The sequence below is a fragment of the Agriterribacter humi genome (genome assembly GCF_009192765.1).
GTDB classification, from domain to species: Bacteria; Bacteroidota; Bacteroidia; order Chitinophagales; family Chitinophagaceae; genus Agriterribacter; species Agriterribacter humi.
Genome location: NZ_VOHQ01000008.1, coordinates 37,106 through 57,349, shown reverse-complemented (window position 1 = coordinate 57,349; position 20,244 = coordinate 37,106). Strand labels below are relative to the sequence as shown.

The window sequence follows — 20,244 nt, the reverse complement described above, 5'->3', positions numbered from 1 at the left end:
AACATGAAGACGATGAAACAGGTAAAATTTATAATTATTTTCCTTGGTGTAATAACAGCAAGTTCATGCAGCAAGAAATATTTGGAGCGTTTTCCACTCGATAGCCCCTCCACGGCAACATTTTTATCCAGTGAAGCAGAGTTGGACATGGCCGTTACCGGTAGTTATCAACCATTGCAATTTATAGGAGAAGATGCGGTGCCCTTTATCTTGACGCTGGAATATGTTTCAGATAATGGCTGGGAAAGAAACCCCAATCAGTTGCAAATTATCGGGAAGGGAATAGCTACCTCTGATAATGGATATGCCAAAACGGTCTGGGATGCCTTATATGTGGGTGTTAGCCGTTGCAATTTTATCCTGTCTAATGCGGATCGGCTAAACGGCGTAGTGGCAGTGGATAAACTTGACAGGGTGTTAGGTGAGGTACGTTTTCTCCGTGCCTACTATTATTTCTATTTAAATGAAGTGTTTGGTGGCGTTCCATTATTGACCAAGACGGTTTCGCTGGCTGAATCACAAGTGGCCCGTAATACCAAAGAAGAAGTGGTGAATTTTATTATTTCTGAAATGGATGCGATTGCTTCTGCACTTCCGGTTGTTGCCAGTCAAATGGGCAGGGTTACAAGAGGCGCTTCTTTGGCACTTAAATCAAGGACAGCGTTGTTTAATAAAAAATGGGATGCTGCTGCAAAAGCAGCCAGCGACCTGATGCAACTAGGTTCAAACGAGTTACACGGTAATTATGGGGAAGTTTTTACTTATTCAGGTATGACCTCCCGCGAAATCATATTCGCTATTCAGTACCTGAGGAGCATGGGTACTCATGGTATTTCGAGACGCTTTTATTCCAGGACAGCGAATGGCTTCTCCAGTAAGGTTCCGGCCCAGGTGGTTGTAGATTCTTATGAATGTACGGATGGATTAACGATTGATAAGTCGCCGTTATATAATCCCGCCAAGCCTTGGGACAACAGGGATCCGCGTTTAAACTTTTCCGTAGTTCTGCCGCAAACCAGGTTCATTGGCTACGTGTTTGAAACGCATCCGGATAGTTTGTTAACATGGGATTATAACGGAGCAGTGCCCCAACGTGTGGCGAATGCGGATGCTATAAATCCGCTTGCCACTTTTACCGGTTACCTATGGCGCAAATATGCTTCCCCGGAAGATTTGAACAATATTGATCAACCCGATGTAAATGTAATTGTATTCCGATATGCAGAAATATTATTGAATTATGCTGAGGCCAAAGTGGAGTTAAACCAGATTGACCAATCGGTGTACGATGCGATCAACCTGATTCGCGAAAGACCTTCCGTTAGTATGCCGCCCATTGCAGCCGGTAAAACACAGGACGAAATGCGGTTTATTGTTCGCAGAGAAAGAAGGTCTGAACTGGCAGGTGAAGGAGTGAGATGGTTTGACATCCGTCGCTGGGAGCTGGCGGAAACGGTGATGAATGGCCCTTTGCTTGGAAGAATACGCGATCGTTTTCTTTCAAATGCGCCAAGGGTGGATGAAAATGGGCTTCCTCATTATGAAAATGTAACGAATGCGGACATGATGCGTGTAATAGAAACAAGGACCTTTAAAAAAGACAGAGATAATGTGTGGCCCATTCCCCAATTGGAATTGGAAACCAATAAAGCATTGGTGCAGAACCCGAACTATTAAGCAATTAATATGAGCAGGAATAAATAAAAAGCGTCCCGATCCCTGGGACGCTTTTTTTAACTGATTGCCAAAACAATACATCAGCCAAACCACCATCATCGGCGACATTCTTTCAAGATTAAAGGTATTCCTGCTTTTAGTTTCCTTTTAAAAACCTGAAATGGCGAATGAAATATTTATGTGTGCAACGAGGCTTCGTATCAAAACCAGAAAGAAGATTTTAAAAAATCAAAAGTTAAGGATACGGGTAACCAACAATCCCATATTAGTTGATTCACCGTCAAGTGAAAGTGCTGACTCCTGATGTACAAATCAAACGATAGTAGTAAGAAGGAAATATCCAGTATTGACTGGTGGAACAACCGAACGATGGCTATGAAAGGAGGCGCTTTCAGGCTTCGAGAACTGAAGAATTCACCAACCGTGTGAGAGGATGTACCGAAGTGACGAAATCCCTGAAATAAAGAGGTTACAAGAATTAGAAACGTATGCAGGAGTGATGACAACGTTATACGTTTGGGTGAGAAGTATGAACTGGTATATCGGTCTGGTGGGAATTGTAAATCTATAGGCATACAATTTGGCGACAACTCTCAAAAATTGGTTTATGAAAAAGCCCCGACCAATGCCCTTTCCCTTTTCGTAATCTAATCAGGGGCAAAGAAGAAGGATTTTTACTTAAGCAAATGGAATAGAATCTTGGTGGTAGAACTTTGGTTCAGTTACTCAATAAACACACACAATGGTGCAAAACCAAATGAAAAAGGTCAGAGATGAAATTTCACCTTTGACCTTTTGCCGTTCATTATCAGTTTATTAGTTCAGTATTTCACCTAATTTTTTAAGGAGGTCCTCCCCTCTCAGGCTTTTGGCAATGATCTTTCCTTCTTTATCCAATAAATAATTCATGGGGATTGCTTTGATTCCGTATAAAGCGGCGGCATCACTTTCCCATCCTTTAAGGTCAGACACATGCGTCCAGGTAAGTTTGTCCTGCTGAATGGCCTGCTCCCATTTGTCTTTCTTTTCATCCAGCGAAACGCCCAGGATATCAAATCCTTTGGATTTATATGTGTTATATGCTTTTACCACAGTTGGATTTTCCTGGCGGCAGGGACCGCACCAGCTTGCCCAAAAATCCACAAGTGTATATTTTCCCTTGTATGCGGCTAATGACACCGGCTTACCATTGATATCATTCAAAGTGAAGTCTGGCGCCACACTCCCAATGGCTGTGGTTTTGGCCGCATCCAAACTTTTCTTAACCGCTCTTCCAAAATGAGAGGTTTTAATCTTTTCATCCAATCCATTGTACAGCGGTTCAACATCGGCTGGTACAATATCATATCCAAAAGTTTGTGCCAGTTGAAAAGCCGAAACATAAGAAGTGGGGTTTTCTTTTACAAATTTTGCAACGAGTGCTTTATTTTCCCCTTCCAGCGACTCATATTGTTTCTGAACTTCGCCGGCTTTCTGTGCATCGCCCTGCATTGCAGCCATCTGGTACTGATCGTACAACTGCTTTTGTTTTTCTTCGATAGGCTTGCGCATCTCATTGAATTTCTTAAACTCTTCCTGTGTTGCAGATCCACTGATATCAGCTTTATGCAGTGAATCCAGGGATCCTTTAATTGTTAGTTTTCCACTTTCAATAAAAAACCCAAGCGGAAATTTCTTTTGTCCATTCTGATCGTAACCCAAAAGGGTAAATTCCGGATGAGCCGCGTTGCCTTTAAATTCAAAACTACCGTTTACAATTTTTGCAGAATCCGGTATTTCCTGTTCTTTTTCCACATGATACAAATAAGCCCACCCACTATCTAATCCCTGTATGTTGGCTGTTAACAGATAGCTCGTGTCGCCCGGAGATTTTTCATCGCTGGCAGATTTTCCTCCTTCAGCACAGGATAATAGCATAAAGGCAAACATTAATGCGATAAACAGCTTTTGCATGTCCAATATTTTTATTAATCTGCGAAATTAAGTATTAAGTGCCGCCGGTTGGCCGCAATGATGGCAAAACATTGTTATAATTTTCGGCTAACAGAGTAAAATATGAGTGCACTCACCACTCACTATTGATATTGAATATATATCGGCCGCGGTTTTAATTGCAGCACTTCTTCGGGCGTCATAGTGCGACTATTCGGTTCTCTGAAGTCGTTCTTGTAAAAAATTTTAAACCCGGCGTAATGCACCGGTTCTTTGTAAATGTATTGCCGGTAGGTATTTATTTTACGTGCCTGCAATCCCCAGCCATCCATATCCATAATAACCTGCACTTCGGGGCGGGTTTTGATTTGCTTATAATTGGTTACCATACCCTGCGTAAAGCGGTGTACCACCAGTATTTTGGGAGGCAGATTGTACTTTTTTACCAGCTCGGCCAGATAGCCCGTAACATAGTTAATATCATCGGCATTAACGGTACCAATAACGGTTCCCGGCCTATGGCCGCCTTTCATTGAAAATTCAGGATCAATGCCAAGGTGCACATCCGGCATCATTAAATATTTTTCGAATTGTGGAATTTCCTGTTGTAAGGTGCTTAACCCTATTTGCACATCAATAAATGTTATGGCGTCAATTCTTTTTGACATGCTCAGCACAGAATCAATCTGGTGAAAAGGCATCCGCAGACGGTACTTTCCATCTTTGCCGGGGCTTTCCTGTGCAGTTACTGCTATATAATGCAAGGCGGGTAAAACTTCTGTTGTGGTATCGGCAGCTTCCCACTTAGCCACTTCTTCTTTTAATTTTGCCAGCATTTGAGCAGGAGGCAATTCGCCCAAGATACCCATGCGCTTTGAATACAGGTTGCCGTAATAAGAAACAACTCTTTTAAACGGAAAAATGGCTCCCGGAAGCGGATAAGGTGCATTAACCGGCCACAAACCGGAACTATCGCCATTAGCAAGCTGAATGTTTTTTTGATTATACAATGCGGTATCAATAGGCTCAGGCGCCTGGGGCCCGGGTGCTTTATCTTCCTGAACATTTGCAATGGCAGAATCTTTAGCCGAGTCTGTTTCCGAATAAGTTTGACCGCAACTGCTGGAAAGCAGCAAAAATGCATTAAACGATATAAGAAGGATAGCAGGCCGTAAGAATTGGCCGGGTAAAGAAGATACATTCATAGTTGTGTTTCCCACAGTTTTAACAGGTGCCTGACGCATGGGGTATTGTATGATTTAAAAATCTTTTAAAAAGAACAAACAAAGTAACGTTCTATTCCGCTAAAAACGTGGTAATCAGTAAAATATTATCAACAATTTTGCATTATTTTTTATGCCCGGATAGCTTTTTTGAAAAAACGAATAAAATATTAGTCTATAAATTTGATAGACTAATTAACCTCCCCTATTTTTGTCTCATGATCAACAGCAACATACTTCTTACTACAAATTCAATGGCGCGATATTAAGGCTTTACCATCGCCCTCTTCTGTAATCGTTACTCTTCTTACTTAATATTAAACAATATGAAATACATCCCGGGCCAGCTTTGGGCACTGACGGTATTACTATTACTGAACCCAAAATGGCGCTCTGCTGACCGTTTAATTGTTAAGGAGGAAACACATAAACTGTTCATTTATCTCAGCCCGCGATAAAATACCAATACAGACATCATAACCGCAGGAGAAAACAAGAGTAACGTGGCCGAGTGGACAGGCAAAGGCCGGCAAGTCCTTTTACGGTGGTCCGATTCCACCCGTAACTGCGGAGTCATAAAGCAAGCAATCGTTAACATCCTTTCGTTTCTACGGAAGGACTTTTGTTATATATAATAACTGTCATGGTAATTGTAAACGATCGTATACTGAGTGAATAGCGAGTAGTCAATAGTGAATAATCGTCTTGCTTTCCAAGGATTGCACTCACCATTCACTTCCCAGTGTTTGGATCTTCCTTAACCCAAGTATTTTAACACCTCTTCACCCATTGCGGTTGTACCTAAAATTTTACCGGGAGCCGTTTGCGCATCAGCAATGTCCTTAGTACGGAAACCGGATTTAAGTACTTTATCCACGGCATTGATAACTGCTTCGGATTCGGCTTTCATGCCAAAAGAAATGTCTAATAATAAAGCGGCTGATAAAATGGAAGCAAGGGGATTGGCAACTCCCTTGCCGGTAATATCGTGCGCGGATCCATGAATAGGTTCGTATACGCCGGTGCCATCGCCAATAGAAGCTGAAGCCAGCATACCCATGGATCCGGCTATCTGAGAAGCTTCATCGGTAAGGATATCACCAAACAGGTTTGCCGTAACCACAACATCAAACCGGCGGGGATTCTTTATCAGCAACATGGCTGTAGCATCTACAAACTGGTGTTCCACTTCAATATCCGGGTATTCCAATGCAATTTTTTGTACTACTTCTCTCCATAACCGTGAAGTTTCAAGTACATTGGCCTTATCAACCGAGCATAATTTTTTTCTTCTTGTTCTTGCAGCTTCAAATGCCTTACGGGCAATACGTTCTACTTCATAGCGGCTGTATTCTGCCACATCAAAGGCGGTATCGCCATTATTTTTTCTGCCTTTTTCACCAAAATAAATATCACCCGTTAGTTCGCGAAAAAACATAATATCGGCTCCTTTCAATATTTCCGGTTTAATGCTGGATGCACCTAATAATTCATCAAATAATTTGATGGGGCGGATATTGGCGTACAATCCCAGTTCTTTCCTCATTTTAAGCAACCCTTGTTCAGGCCGTACTTTAGCCGAAGGATCATTATCATATTTGGGATGCCCCACCGCGCCAAACAATACCGCATCCGATTGTTTCATCTTTTCCAGTGATTCATCTGGTAAAGGGTTTCCTGTAGCTTCAATAGCCACATGACCAATCAAAGCTTCATCATAAGCAAAGCTATGCCCGAATTTTGCCGCTATTTTATCTAATATTTTTTTACCAACTGCTGTTACTTCCTGCCCTATCCCGTCGCCGGGAACAATTAAAATGTTTTTTGTTATCACTGTTCTTTAAAATTGAAATGAAATGATGATGTATTGATCCGCTTATATTGTATTCAGCATTTTTTGAGTTGCTTTTATTGCCGAAACGGTCTGATCACTATCAAGACCTCTTGTTTTGAATTCTTTATCATTATATCTCCAGGTTATTATCGTTTCGCACAAAGCATCACTACGGCCACCAGGCGGAATACGAACTGCATAATCCGTTAAAAGCGGCAGTTCCATTTTCTTATGTCTGTACACTTTTTTGAGCGCATTCATAAAGGCATCATATTGCCCATCGCCCTGTGCATGCTCTTCAAACGCTTCGCCATCTATCAATAATTTTATGGTTACAGATGGATTAAGCCCTTTTGAATGTGTTAACGCATAATTTTCAATCTTTACCTTATCCTCATTGGCATTGCTGTTTAATATATCAGAAATGATATAAGGAAGATCGGATTGCGTAACATCCTCTTTCCGGTCTCCCAGTTCTATAATGCGCTGCGTTACTTTTCTTAAATCCGTATCAGACAGATGTATACCCAGTTGCTGCAAATTGTTTTCAATATTGGCTTTGCCACTGGTTTTTCCCAAAGCATACTTTCGCTGCCGTCCAAAACGTTCAGGCATCAGATCGCTGCAATACAATTTATTTTTTTTGTCTCCGTCTGCATGGATACCCGCAGTTTGAGTAAATACATTCTCTCCCACTACCGGTTTATTAACAGGAATACGAAATCCTGAAAATGTTTCAACCAGCTTACTTACCGTATAGAGTGATTTTTCGGCTACTGCTGTTTTTATTTTCGGCATAAAATCGTTCAAAACGGCTATAGCGCTTGCCAGCGGTGCATTTCCAGCCCTTTCGCCCATACCATTTATGGTAAGATGAATACCATGTGCACCAGCCTTCACAGCTTCCAGCACATTGGCCGTACCGAGGTCATAATCATTATGCGCATGAAAATCGAAATGAATACCGGGATAACGGGAAACAATTTCCGATATATATTCATATGCTTCCGAGGGGATTAAAACGCCCAAAGTGTCGGGTAACATTATTCTTTTAACGGGCTGATACTGCAGGAAATCAAGATATTGAAAGACGTAATCTTTTGAATACCGCATCCCATTGCTCCAGTCTTCAAGATATACATTACAGGTTATCCCTTTTTTCCCTGCCAGAGCAATAACGGCGGCAACATCTGCAAAATGCTGTTCGGGTTTTTTCTTCAGTTGGTGTGTTAAATGATTCAGGGATCCTTTGGTAAGCAGGTTCATTACCCTTGCCCCTGCTTTCATCATCCACTGTACGGATACATCCCCGTCAACAAAAGTGAGCACTTCCACCTTGCTCAAACAACCATTGGCCTTAGCCCATTTGGTAATTCGCTTTACCGCGTCAAATTCACCTTCGGATACACGGGCAGATGCTACTTCAATCCTGTCTACCTTTACTTCCGATAACAAAAGTTTTGCGATAGTTAGTTTTTCTGACGCAGAAAAAGACACACCGCTCGTTTGCTCCCCATCCCTGAGCGTTGTATCCATTATTTCAATATATCGTTGAGCTGACGGCATGTTTGCTGATCGTTTTTAGTATAAACTGGTGGCGGCAAATGACCGAATGTCTTCTTTCATTGCCTGCAAATAATCAATATCATCATACCCATTGACCAGGTTATGTTTTTTATATCCATTGATATCAAACGATTCAGATTCACCTGTTGAAAGGATGGTAATAGTTTGATCCGGAAGATTTATTTCAATTTCATTTTGAGGGTTGGCTTCAATAGCAGTAAATATTTTATCCAAAAACAGTTCACTTACCTGCACGGGAAGTATGCCAATATTTATAGAATTATTTTTAAAAATATCGGCAAAAAAACTTGATACCACACAACGAAAGCCATAATCATAAATAGCCCATGCCGCATGCTCTCGGCTGCTTCCGCTGCCAAAGTTTTTACCTCCAACCAATATCTTACCTGTATAAAGCGGGTTATTCAAAACAAAATCCTTTTTTGGAGTATTATCATTATTATACCGCCAGTCGCGGAAAAGATTGTCGCCAAACCCCCTCCGTTCCGTTGCTTTTAAAAAGCGGGCAGGAATGATCTGATCGGTATCCACATTTTCAATGGGCATTGGAACCGCTGTACTTTTAAGTATTGTGAATTTATCGTAAGCCATTTCAGAGTTTATAGTTTATAGTTTTTTGTTTGTAGCCTTATACCTTACACCCCACACCTCATACGTTCTCTTCAGCAATTAGCTCTCTTGGGTCTGTAACTACACCGGTAACTGCAGCGGCGGCGGCCACCAGGGGGCTTGCCAGCATTGTTCTTGCACCGGGTCCCTGCCTTCCTTCAAAGTTGCGGTTACTGGTACTTACGGCATATTTGCCTGCGGGAATTTTATCATCATTCATTGCAAGGCATGCAGAACAACCGGGTTGACGCAGCTCGAAGCCTGCTTCCTGTAATATATCCAGGATACCCTCATCTTTTATCTGGCGTTCTACTACATGCGATCCGGGAACAATCCATGCCGTAACATGATCGGCCTTTTTCCGTCCTTTTATAATAGATGCGAAGGCACGAAAATCTTCTATACGTCCGTTGGTACAACTGCCAATAAAAACGTAATCTACTTTTTTACCCAGCATCTTATCCTCTTCCCGGAAGCCCATGTAGTTAAGCGACTTTTCATAGCTGGATTTTCCGCTTCCCAACTCCTGCGACACAGGTATACGCTTGCTGATACCCATGCCCATACCGGGATTGGTGCCGAAGGTGATCATGGGCTCAATATCCACAGCTTCATAATGATATTCTTTATCAAAGCCGGCCCCATCGTCTGTTTTCAACGTTTTCCAGTAAGCCAGCGCCTTGTCCCAGGCTTCCCCTTTAGGCGCTTTATCTTTTCCTTTGATATAGGCAAAGGTTGTTTCATCCGGTGCTATCATCCCCCCCCGGGCTCCCATTTCGATGCTCATATTACAAACGGTCATGCGGCCTTCCATGCTCATATTTTCAAACACATCTCCGGCAAATTCAACAAAATAACCGGTAGCGCCCGCTGCTGTTAATTTTGAAATGATATAGAGCACCACATCCTTGGGTGTAACGCCCTTACCCAGTTTGCCATTAACATTGATGCGCATTTTCTTTGGCTTGGGCTGCATAATGCACTGCGACGACAGTACCATCTCTACTTCGGATGTACCAATGCCAAAAGCAATAGCGCCGAAAGCGCCATGGGTAGAAGTATGCGAATCACCACAAACGATGGTCATACCCGGTTGTGTAATACCGTTTTCCGGACCAACCACATGCACAATTCCGTTTTTGGGATTACCCAATCCCCAATGTGAAATGCCGTATTTACCCGAATTTGTTTCCAGCGCTTTTAACTGGATAGCAGAAAGCGGATCCTGTACCGGCAAATGCTGGTTAACAGTAGGTGTATTGTGATCTGCAGTAGCAAAGGTCTTTTCCGAAAACATTACCTGGAGCCCTCTTTGTTCCAGGCTTAAAAAAGCAACCGGACTGGTTACCTCATGAATAAAATGCCGGTCAATAAAAAGTACATCGGGGCCGTCCGTAATCTTTCTAACTACATGGGAATCCCATACTTTGTCAAATAATGTTGTTGGCGTACTACTCATTTTTTTAAAATTTAAAAGAGAACCGCAAATTTCTTAAATTATAGCCAGATAATCAGGATTTATCTGGTTTAAATTTAAATTTCCGGCAAATCCAATAAAATTATTCTTACCGGCGTATACCATCAGTTGTCACCAGGATATGGTATTACATAAAAATGCCACAGACCGGCAGGTAAATCTGCGGATCTGTGGCAAATGTAAAATCTTTAAAAAACGGCTTTACAATTTTTTTGTACTTCTACCATCACTGTACTGTTAAATACTGGGCGTAAGCATACCCCTCTTCTCCGGCGTCTGTTCTGATCAGCCACCACTGATCGTTTGCCTTGCTAACCAACGTTACTATTTCGTTATGCGCCGCTTTTCCAACAATGGGCTGATCGGTTCCCGGGCCTTTACGAATATTAAGATTAGACTTTTCGGTGGTTACCTTAGCCTTAGCGCCGGCAACCGCAGTAGCTACATTTACATTCATTACCACATCACCCGTCAAAAAATTGGGGTCTATTTTTCCATATATATCCCACAACTGGTCTTTTACACTTCCCGATGGCGCTTCACCATCAATATATAATACACCATCCTGTTCCCTTACCTGCAAATTGGCCACACCTGAAGCTGTTGCAGTATCAACTAACTGTTTGTATTTATCCTGTAGTGCCATAAGATTTTTTTTAGGTTAATTAATTTTCAAAGCAGTAGCATCAACTTTTTTGGGTTTTAAACCATCCAATGCCATTTTAATTTTTTTCCAGTTGGCAGCCGTGGTTTCGCCGGTAACAGTAATTACACCATCATTTGCAGTGGCTTTTACAGTTGGAAAATCTTTGAGCGCATCAGCAATTCCTTTTGTTAACGGATCATCTGCCGCAATTTCAACAGGTGCAGGTGCAGGAGGCGGTGCGATGGTTGTATTGTTTATAACTTCTTTTACTCCTTCTATACTTTTAACTGCGGCCTCGCTATTCGTTCTGTCAGCTTCGTCTTTCGCTTCACCACTAAGCGTAACTACTCCGTCTTTTACAGTAACTGCAAGATGTGATAAAGCGGAATTCGATTGAATTTTAGTTTCTATGTCCTGGTCGCTTATTTTAGGTTTACACGAAAAAAGCCAGATACTGGCCATAGCAACAAACATAGAAGTCTGAAGCAAACGATAAAGTGTTTTTTTCATACAAGTCTGATTTTAGATGAATAAAAAGATAAAGGAAAATCATGCCAACCCAAACTGTTTTTTAAAGATGGCTAATTTATTTTAATATTAAGAATAAAATTTATAACCCACATCTATAGGTATCTGTGCTCACTTATGTATAATATAAGTTACCCCTTCTGTGGCTAAATCTGTATTTGGAAAACCTTCCTGTGCTTCCGTAAGGAAATCATCCAGCGTTTCATACCTGCTGCTGAAATGGCCTATGAGGAGTTTGCGTGCATTGGCCTTTAGCGCAATGGCTGCGGCCTGCCTGCTTGTAGAATGCATCCTGCTTACCGCTTTTTCCCTCTGGTCGTCCAAATAAGTAGCCTCATGATACAACAGGCTTACGTCTTTACATTTCTCTGCTATACTTTCATTATACAACGTATCGGCGCAGTAAGCATAGCTTTGAGCAATTTCCGGCGGCTGCGTTATCCATTCGTTTTTTATAATCTCCCCTCCTTTGGTAATATAATCTTCACCCATTTTAATGTGCTGGTAAAATGAGGAAGGGATGGCATATTGCCGCAATTTATCACTGTTGAGTTTTAAAGGCTTTTCCTTTTCTTTGAACAAAAAACCCCAGCACGGAATACGGTGGCTAACCGCAAAACAACTTATGGTTATCTTCTTTTCATCTACAAGTATTCCATCTTTTTCAATAGCAACAAAATGTAAGGGATAAGGCAATATCGTATCGGAGGCCTTAAACTGTATTTCCATGATCTCCTTTAACAATGGAGGAGAAAATATCCAAAGGTCCTCTGTACGGCCGTTTAATCCGTAACTGGTCAGCAAACCCGGTAACCCAAAATAATGATCGCCGTGTAAATGAGAAATAAAAATGTAGCGGATACGGTTACGCCGGATCTTGTAGCTGTTCATTTGTATTTGCGTGCCTTCTCCGCAATCTACTAAAAACAGGTGCTCTTCATAATACACTACCTGCGCGGTGGGATGCCTGTTGTGCATGGGAAGCGCCGAATTATTGCCAAGTATGGTTACCGCAAACACATTACATAATTAAGTAGTGAAAAAGTAGTGTTAAGTTAACCATAATATACCGTATGAAAGGGGTAAAAAGGTTGCAGGGTTCAGGTTGCAGGTTAGCACACACAACTTTACACTTCTCACCTTAACCATTCACTGCTCCCAAAATCGAAAAGCGTTGCCGTAAACACACCGCTTTCCCTTTTTTTGAAAATTACGTCCCAGTTTCCCGTATAGCGTAATAATTTCGGAACGAGGTAACCATTCGTTTTCGTCATTTCCACCTGCATTTGAACATCAAAATCATATATGCCGGCTTTATAACTCATCGCATAATTTCGGGCAATCACCTCAAAGGTTGTCACATTAAACCAGGTTATCATTTCATCAATTACTACCCTGTTTCTTTTTGCTCCGCTCAGATCATCTTTAACTTTTATGGCAAATACGTAACAAAGTTCACCCAGATGCTCCTGCAAATCGAGATGATATTCGTAAAGTGGCGCCATATCTTCTTCAAAAATGGCTGTTTTACTGCCTATAAATGGTAGTCCGGGTATGGCTTTGCCCGGATTAAAAAAAAGCATTTTCAGTTGTTCTTTATGTTTTGCCATGCCGGATTTTCCTATCACATTCAATTCCGCTCCCTTTACAATATTGGTTTCTCCGCAAATGGTGTCGGGCGCAAAAAAAAGACTGGCATATAATTCCGGAGTGTAATAATTATAGTGACGGGCCTTGTCATACATATCCCCAGTCACTTCTTCATTCAATATGGTAGTATGCCTGCAGCCTTTGTTTGCCCATTGTGTGGTTTTGCTGTACAAAGAAGCTTTTACCTTTCCTTTTTTATTGAACATCCTGATATCATTCAGCGAAGTGAAGTTCAAAACCCGGAGGTTACGGAAAGCTTTGTAAAAGGTAGTATCGTTTTTTACCTTTTCAATAAAGGAAGGTATATCTACATTATTGCGGATAATGATCTCCGAAAGCGTAATTACTTTTTTGTCTACGACCACTGTGTCATTCTCCTGTGCAAAAAGAAATGCTGCGGGTAACAGCAAAAACACTGGCAGCCATAGTAAAAAGCGGCGTATATGCGGGTATTTACTTTGCAAAAGACATTTTGTAGTCCACACTTACTTTCCCTTTGGATATATCATCCAGCTTGCCTTTCATTAACCTGCGTTTAAAAGGTTTCAGGTAATCAATGAATAATTTTCCTTCTATATGATCATATTCGTGCAGAATTATCCTTGCTGTTATTCCGTTAAATGTTTGTATGTGCGGTTGAAATTGTTCATCCATATACCCGATCGTTACTTCCTCATTGCGGTAAATATCTTCTCTTATTTTAGGAATACTAAGGCAGCCTTCATTATATGCCCATTCCTTACCATCCAGCTCTTTAACGTGGGCATTAATAAAAACCTGTTTAATTCCCGGTGCGTCGGGGTATTTCTTTCTTTCAGCATCATCCATGCTTACAAATACCTGGGTACTGTCTATAACAAAAAGCCGTATATCGCGGTTTACCTGGGGAGCAGCCAGCCCTACCCCACTGGAAGCATACATGGTTTCCCACATATCATCAATCAACTTATTCAATTGAGGATAGTCGGGTGTTATATCCTTACACACTGTTCTCAGCACGGGGGCGCCATATGCTATAATGGGTAAAATCATTGGTTTTACTTATTGATTAGCTTAATTTATGGCTGCAAATTTAACTGAATTTCTTGAAACTCATATCCTTGTTCATCAGTCTGATCCAAAGTCATTTAACTGAGAATTTATACACAGTTACCTGGTGGTATTTTTCACCGGGCTGCAGTATAGTGTCTGGGAAACCAGGTTGGTTGGGTGAATCGGGGTAATGTTGTGTTTCGAGGCATAAGCCCCCATGCCTGTTATATTTTATATTACCGGGCGTATGTTTCAGGCTGCCATCTAAGTAATTACCGGTATACAACTGAACCCCGGGCTGAGTAGTTGATGTTTCCATACACCTGCCGCTGGCTGGGTGATACAATGTGCTAATGGTTTGCAGCTTGCCGGTGAGATTGCCGAGAACAAAATTATGATCATAACCATTTCCTGTGCTTCCTATATCCTTTCCAACCTTTTTGGGAGTGGTAAAATCAAAGGCTGTGTTTTTTACCGGAACCAAATCGCCGGTAGGAATAACCTTACTATTTGTAGTTGTAATGTATTGAGCGTGCAGTGTTAATTCGTGATCAAGAATATCCGCATCATTACCGGCGGATAAATTAAAATAGACATGATTGGTAAGGTTTACAGGCGTTGGTGCGTCTGTAACAGCGGTATAATCAATGATCAGTTCACTTTTTCCAATTAAAGTATATACTACAGTAACCTTAAGGTTACCCGGGTAGCCCTCTTCACCATCCGGGCTTTCATAGTAAAGTTGAAGTGTATTGCTTTCAGGCGCATAAGCAGCGTCCCAAACCTTTTTATCAAACCCTTTAATACCCCCATGCAGGGTATTGCCATTGTCATTGGGTGCAAGATGGTATTCTTTTCCGTTGAGCGAAAAACGGGCGTTGGCAATGCGATTGGCATAGCGGCCTACCAGGCATCCGAAAAAAGGATTGTTCTTTTGCAAGTAGCCTTCAAGGGAATCAAAACACAAAATAACATTTCCCGCTTTACCATTCCTGTCAGCAGTCATTACATTCGTAATGGTTCCGCCATAATTCAATATCCGCACTACCGTTCCGGCTTCATTTATAAGCCCATATTGCAGCACGTCTTTACCGTTTACCTGACCCCATTTTTTTACCTGTTCGTTGATCATCTGTATGCCGTTTTTAAAAGAAAATTTCAGGAGTGAAGTTAGGGTCTAAGTTTGGAATATGTAAAACCGTTAATAAAAAAAGAAAGCTTTCAGCATCAGGTCTAACCAGGCTGAAAGTGAGATCACGTGTCACGAAAATCCTTTTCAAAACCAAAGCTTTGGGCACATACATAATGCTGAGATCTCATTCCATTGTCATACTGCTATGGTCATCTTATAAACAGGATACCCGGAAGATTTTGCCGGCATGGAGGAATTGAATTTGTTCTTATCGCCAAAAACACTAATCTTTATCCGCCCAAAATACGAATTGTAACCAATTGATGTATAGCATCCATTCCATAAAACCAGATCATACCCAAACATTTAAACGATTTGATTTGTTATGAACAATTACCTCTCAACCAAAGACTACCTTGTTTTTATTATTTATTTTTTAATCGTTGCAATTTATGGTTACTGGATATACCAGCGGAAGAAAAAGGCTAATGCTGATACCAAAGATTTTTTCCTCGCAGAAGGATCCCTTACATGGTGGGCTATAGGTGCATCTCTTATTGCGTCTAATATTTCAGCAGAACAATTTATTGGCATGAGCGGAAGCGGCTTTACGCTCGGGCTGGCCATTTCCACCTACGAATGGATGGCAGCGGCTACACTTATTGTGGTAGCCATTTTTTTTATACCGGTATATCTGAAGAATAAGATATACACCATGCCTCAATTTCTTAATCAACGCTATAATGGTACAGTAGCCATGATCATGGCCGTATTCTGGTTGCTATTGTATGTAGTTGTTAATCTCACCTCTATATTATTTCTTGGCGCATTGGCCATAAGCAGTATCTCTGGTATTAGTCTTACCGTTTGTATGCTTTTCCTGGCTCTCTTCGCCATTATTATTACACTGGGTGGTATGAAAGTGATTGGTTATACAGATGTGGTGCAGGTTTTCTTTTTAATATTAGGAGGGCTTGTAACCACCTACCTCGCATTAGACCTTGTGGCCACTCATTTTGGATTAAGCGGTGTTGTAGCCGGATTTCACAAGCTCACCGAAAACGCCGATGAACACTTTCACATGATTTTTGAAAAAGACAATCCCAATTATATCAGTTTACCAGGCTTATCGGTATTGATTGGCGGCATGTGGATTGTTAACCTGAACTACTGGGGTTGCAATCAGTATATTACCCAACGTGCACTGGGCGCCGATTTAAAAACAGCGAGGAATGGATTGTTATTTGCTGCTTTCTTAAAATTATTAATGCCTGTTATTGTAGTACTGCCAGGTATAGCGGCTTATGTGCTATACCAAAACGGATACTTCCACCAGGATATGATGGTTAACGGAGAAATGATGCCTGATAAAGCCTATCCTGTATTGCTGAATTTATTACCATCGGGATTAAAGGGGCTCGCTTTTGCCGCATTAACCGCTGCTGTGGTGGCATCACTTGCGGGGAAGGCAAATAGCATTTCTACTATTTTTACCTTAGATATTTATCAAAAGAAAATTAATCCCGCAGCATCGGAAAAAAAATTAGTATGGACCGGCCGTCTGGCCGTAATTGTTTCCATGCTGCTGGCTGTACTTATTGCACCCTTTTTGGGTATTGATAAAAAAGGAGGATTTGAATATATACAGGAGTACACCGGCTTTGTTTCTCCGGGCATATTCGCCATGTTTATTCTGGGATTCTTCTGGAAGAAAACAACTTCTAATGCAGCGCTTTTTGCTACTATAGGTGGGTTTGCATTGTCTATTCTCTTCAAAATCATGCCAGCCCTGGTTAACCTTGAATGGCTCGCTTCAACTGGTTTTGCAAAACAGGTATTACAAAAAGATGGCAGCATGCTCTATGAAATACCTTTTATTGACCGGATGTTTTTTGTTTTTGTTATTTCCGTTATAGGTATGTACATCATTAGTGTATATGAAAATAGCAAAGGTGTTAAAACAAACGGACTGGAGATAGATGGAAAAATGTTCCGAACATCGCCGGGCTTTGCAGCGGGCGCTTTGCTGGTGGCTGGTATACTGATAGCCTTGTATACCCTGTTCTGGTAAAGAAATGTAGTGGTGAATAGTCAGTATGAAGACTGATCTGATAGCTGAAGTATCTCAACTCACATACCATAACTGCTCAAACTATAAACAACAAACTCCCAAACTACAAACCGCCGGGTTTATTAATAAAAACATTTCGTACCGGGAAAGGAATATTGATTCCTTCTTCCGTATATCTTTTCTGGATCCGTTTCATCAATTCGTGTTTAATAAGAAACTGGCTGCCAAATGTTTTTGCTCTAAGGAATGCTTTGAGGACAATACTGCTTTCACCAAACTGCTGAAAGCGGATAAAAGGTTCAAAATTCTGAACACAGTCGGGTGAAGCCTGTTGCATTTCTTTGAGCACTTCAACCGTTACCTCTTCTACTTTTTGAAGGTCGCTGTTATAATCTACCCCGATGGTAATATCAAATACGATCTCTTTATCCGGCAAAAAATAATTAGAGACTATTACACTGGCGAGTTTTGAATTAGGTACGATGATCGTATTGTTGGATCCTGTTCTTAGCGCGGTGTATCTCCAACTGATATCTTCCACAAATCCTTCCTGCCCGGATTCCAATTTTATAAAATCGCCGGGATTGATTTGTTTCGTAGATATGATCTGGATACCGGCAAACAGGTTAGACAGGGTATCCTGAAGGGCAAGCGCTACAGCCAGTCCACCCACACCCAACCCTGCAAGGATAGGCGTAATAGAAATACCAAGCGACTGTAGTATGACAAGCATACCGATACAATACACAATCACTTTAATGATATTGCCAATAATGGATGAAGACCTGACAACCGCTTCACTATCCGGATTCTTTATTTTCGTCATTCCTGAAAGCACTGTTGCTACTATCCAGGTGATAGAAAAAATATAAAAGACCGCCAGGCCATTCTCGAGCCATTGATGATATTTGACATCCATCTGCACCCGTCTCCATCCCAGGAAAACGCCCAATGCAATAAGCCATGGAATTACCCATTTGCCGATACTTTCAATGATCAGGTCATCAGCCGTCCATTTTGTACGGGCTACGGCTCTTTTAACAACAGGAGAAATTACTTTTTTCACAAACAGTCCGGCAATTAATCCGCCTGCCACATAAAAAGAAAAATATAACATTTCATCAAAAGTCATCCTATGGAGTTTTATTGTGCCGGGCAAGTTGATTTATTTGAGACAAAATAACCAAAATGCCATAGCAATTTATTGTCAAAAATATTGAGTAATCCAACAGTAAAATTCAAACTACGGGTTTTATGCGAAAGATTTCGGGATGCAGGTTCAAAATGGCTGCTTCAGGGTAATTTTTGCCAGCACTTCCATACCTGCCTCATTGTGAATCCTGCTGACAGGGCATAACGAAAAAAGTGAGATAAAAATCTCACTTTTAGTACAAGTGTACGGATTAAACAAAAATTACGTTGAAGTGTATTCCAAAGGTTAGCTAAACATTTTACAATTGCTTTAATACGGGGTCATTGGCAGGCATAACAGAACGGATAAGCAATTGAAGTGTTTCAATATGGATATTATCCTTTTTTTCTGCCCGCGAGCAATACTACAACACCCGCAGCAACAGCAATACCGCCAGCATACATAGGCCAACTCACATTTTTCTTTTCTTTCGTATTTAATTCGATGGGACCGGCATCAATGATATTTTTTTCCTTGGTAAAACTAAAGCCGCGGAAAATAAGCATTAGTATACCGGCAGCGATTAAAATAATTCCCAGAATTTTCATGTGCTTTTGTTTTAATAAGTAAATAAGCGTTTACCTTTAGTTTCAAATTACCTGCCAAATAATACACCCTCCGAAAAAAATCAAAACCGTGGAAAAGATTCCCCGTCAAATGCCTGGATAAGCTTACCAATTATTTATTTTTACCAGGCGCTTGATTCATTTAATTCGGTTAAGGCTTCTGAACTTATCTGTAGTGTGGCTGCAGCCATTAGCGCATTGAGTTGTTCAATGCTGGTAGCACTGGCTATGGGTGCTGCAACGATTGGCTGTTTAATAAGCCAGGCTATGGCAACACTTGCCCGTGTGGTATGATGCGAGGCGGCTACTTTATCCAATGCGGACAGGATCCGGAACCCTCTTTCATTCAGGTACTTTTTTACGCCTCCTCCCCTTTTGCTTTTACCAAGGTCTGCTTCACTGCGGTATTTGCCCGAAAGAAAACCTGATGCCAGTGCATAATAATTGATCACACTGAGGTTGTGCTGCTCACAAATGGGCTGATAGTCCTTTTCAAATTTTTCCCGGTCATACAAATTATACTCGGGTTGCAATGTTTGATAAACAGGATAATTGTGTTTTTTACTGGCAGCCAATGATGCGGCCAGCCTTTCGGGTGACAGGTTAGAAGCGCCGATCCATTTTACTTTGCCCTGCTTTACCAGCATATCGTACGCTTCCAATGTTTCTTCCACCGGCGTGGCTTCGTTATCCCAGTGCGTTTGGTAAAGATCTATATAATTTGTTTGCAAACGGGTTAATGAATCTTCCACCGCATTCAAAATATATTTTTTAGAAACGTCTTTATGGCCCTGCCCCATGTCGGAACCCACTTTTGTAGAAATAATGATCTTTTCCCTGTTGCCTTTTTGCTTCATCCATTTTCCAATAATTGTTTCACTTTCCCCACCTTTATTGCCCGGTACCCAACGGCTATAGCTGTCTGCAGTATCAACACAATTAAATCCGCCCGCTGAAAAAACATCTAATAATTCAAAAGATTTATTTTCATCAACAGTCCAGCCGAAAACATTTCCTCCAAAAATAAGAGGCGCAATCTGTAAATCAGATTTTCCCAATCGCCTGTATTGTATCATAATTGTATGCGT

17 protein-coding genes are annotated in these 20,244 nt (G+C 41.2%); 2 read left to right on the top strand and 15 right to left on the bottom strand.

Features of this window, described 5'->3' with window-relative positions:
* Positions 1-12 precede the first annotated feature (12 nt).
* Complete coding sequence (locus FRX45_RS14355; protein ID WP_193311705.1) at positions 13-1,677, top strand: RagB/SusD family nutrient uptake outer membrane protein; 1,665 nt, start codon at positions 13-15, stop codon at positions 1,675-1,677.
* Between the two features lie 816 nt (positions 1,678-2,493).
* On the opposite strand, the gene FRX45_RS14350 is transcribed toward FRX45_RS14355, so the two are convergent.
* From FRX45_RS14350 to FRX45_RS14295, 12 genes are all read right to left on the bottom strand, one after another.
* Positions 2,494-3,630: a TlpA disulfide reductase family protein gene (locus tag FRX45_RS14350; RefSeq protein WP_152269134.1), complete on the bottom strand. Its 1,137-nt coding sequence runs from the start codon at positions 3,628-3,630 to the stop codon at positions 2,494-2,496.
* Positions 3,631-3,752: 122 nt separating this feature from the next.
* Complete coding sequence (locus FRX45_RS14345; RefSeq protein ID WP_226805392.1) at positions 3,753-4,853, bottom strand: hypothetical protein; 1,101 nt, start codon at positions 4,851-4,853, stop codon at positions 3,753-3,755.
* 736 nt (positions 4,854-5,589) lie between these two features.
* On the bottom strand, positions 5,590-6,666 hold the full coding sequence (gene leuB / locus FRX45_RS14340; RefSeq protein ID WP_226805390.1) for a 3-isopropylmalate dehydrogenase: 1,077 nt from the start codon (positions 6,664-6,666) through the stop codon (positions 5,590-5,592).
* Between the two features lie 42 nt (positions 6,667-6,708).
* The gene (locus FRX45_RS14335; RefSeq protein ID WP_152269133.1) at positions 6,709-8,232 is read right to left on the bottom strand and encodes an alpha-isopropylmalate synthase regulatory domain-containing protein; all 1,524 of its coding nucleotides are present in this window, start codon (positions 8,230-8,232) and stop codon (positions 6,709-6,711) included.
* Between the two features lie 15 nt (positions 8,233-8,247).
* Entirely contained in the window at positions 8,248-8,844 is a 597-nt protein-coding gene (gene leuD, locus FRX45_RS14330; protein ID WP_152269132.1) for a 3-isopropylmalate dehydratase small subunit, read from the bottom strand.
* A gap of 58 nt (positions 8,845-8,902) precedes the next feature.
* Positions 8,903-10,321, bottom strand: coding sequence for a 3-isopropylmalate dehydratase large subunit (leuC, locus tag FRX45_RS14325; protein ID WP_152269131.1), 1,419 nt, complete (start codon positions 10,319-10,321; stop codon positions 8,903-8,905).
* Between the two features lie 244 nt (positions 10,322-10,565).
* Positions 10,566-10,985 carry an SH3 domain-containing protein gene (locus FRX45_RS14320; protein WP_152269130.1) on the bottom strand — a complete coding sequence of 140 codons (420 nt, stop codon included), beginning with the start codon at positions 10,983-10,985 and terminating at the stop codon, positions 10,566-10,568.
* 15 nt (positions 10,986-11,000) lie between these two features.
* A complete protein-coding gene (locus FRX45_RS14315; RefSeq protein ID WP_152269129.1) occupies positions 11,001-11,495 on the bottom strand; it encodes a BON domain-containing protein in 495 nt (164 codons plus the stop codon).
* 129 nt (positions 11,496-11,624) lie between these two features.
* Positions 11,625-12,533, bottom strand: a complete 909-nt coding sequence (locus FRX45_RS14310) for a ribonuclease Z (RefSeq protein ID WP_152269128.1) — start codon at positions 12,531-12,533, stop codon at positions 11,625-11,627.
* Positions 12,534-12,649: 116 nt separating this feature from the next.
* Positions 12,650-13,627, bottom strand: coding sequence for a hypothetical protein (locus FRX45_RS14305; protein WP_226805388.1), 978 nt, complete (start codon positions 13,625-13,627; stop codon positions 12,650-12,652).
* A complete protein-coding gene (def, locus tag FRX45_RS14300) occupies positions 13,617-14,195 on the bottom strand; it encodes a peptide deformylase (RefSeq protein WP_152269127.1) in 579 nt (192 codons plus the stop codon). The genes FRX45_RS14305 and def overlap by 11 nt, the downstream gene beginning before the upstream one ends.
* A 91-nt stretch (positions 14,196-14,286) precedes the next feature.
* Positions 14,287-15,327, bottom strand: coding sequence for an aldose epimerase family protein (locus tag FRX45_RS14295; RefSeq protein ID WP_152269126.1), 1,041 nt, complete (start codon positions 15,325-15,327; stop codon positions 14,287-14,289).
* Positions 15,328-15,712: 385 nt separating this feature from the next.
* On the opposite strand from FRX45_RS14295, the gene FRX45_RS14290 reads away from it, so the two are divergent.
* On the top strand, positions 15,713-17,398 hold the full coding sequence (locus tag FRX45_RS14290; protein WP_152269125.1) for a sodium/sugar symporter: 1,686 nt from the start codon (positions 15,713-15,715) through the stop codon (positions 17,396-17,398).
* Positions 17,399-17,501: 103 nt separating this feature from the next.
* On the opposite strand, the gene FRX45_RS14285 is transcribed toward FRX45_RS14290, so the two are convergent.
* The 3 genes from FRX45_RS14285 to FRX45_RS14275 all read right to left on the bottom strand — a co-directional run bounded on the left by FRX45_RS14285 (position 17,502) and on the right by FRX45_RS14275 (position 20,232).
* The gene (locus FRX45_RS14285) at positions 17,502-18,530 is read right to left on the bottom strand and encodes a mechanosensitive ion channel family protein (protein WP_152269124.1); all 1,029 of its coding nucleotides are present in this window, start codon (positions 18,528-18,530) and stop codon (positions 17,502-17,504) included.
* Positions 18,531-18,925: 395 nt separating this feature from the next.
* Positions 18,926-19,138, bottom strand: coding sequence for a hypothetical protein (locus tag FRX45_RS14280; RefSeq protein WP_152269123.1), 213 nt, complete (start codon positions 19,136-19,138; stop codon positions 18,926-18,928).
* A gap of 140 nt (positions 19,139-19,278) precedes the next feature.
* On the bottom strand, positions 19,279-20,232 hold the full coding sequence (locus tag FRX45_RS14275; RefSeq protein ID WP_226805386.1) for an aldo/keto reductase: 954 nt from the start codon (positions 20,230-20,232) through the stop codon (positions 19,279-19,281).
* Between the last annotated feature and the right edge of the window lie 12 nt (positions 20,233-20,244).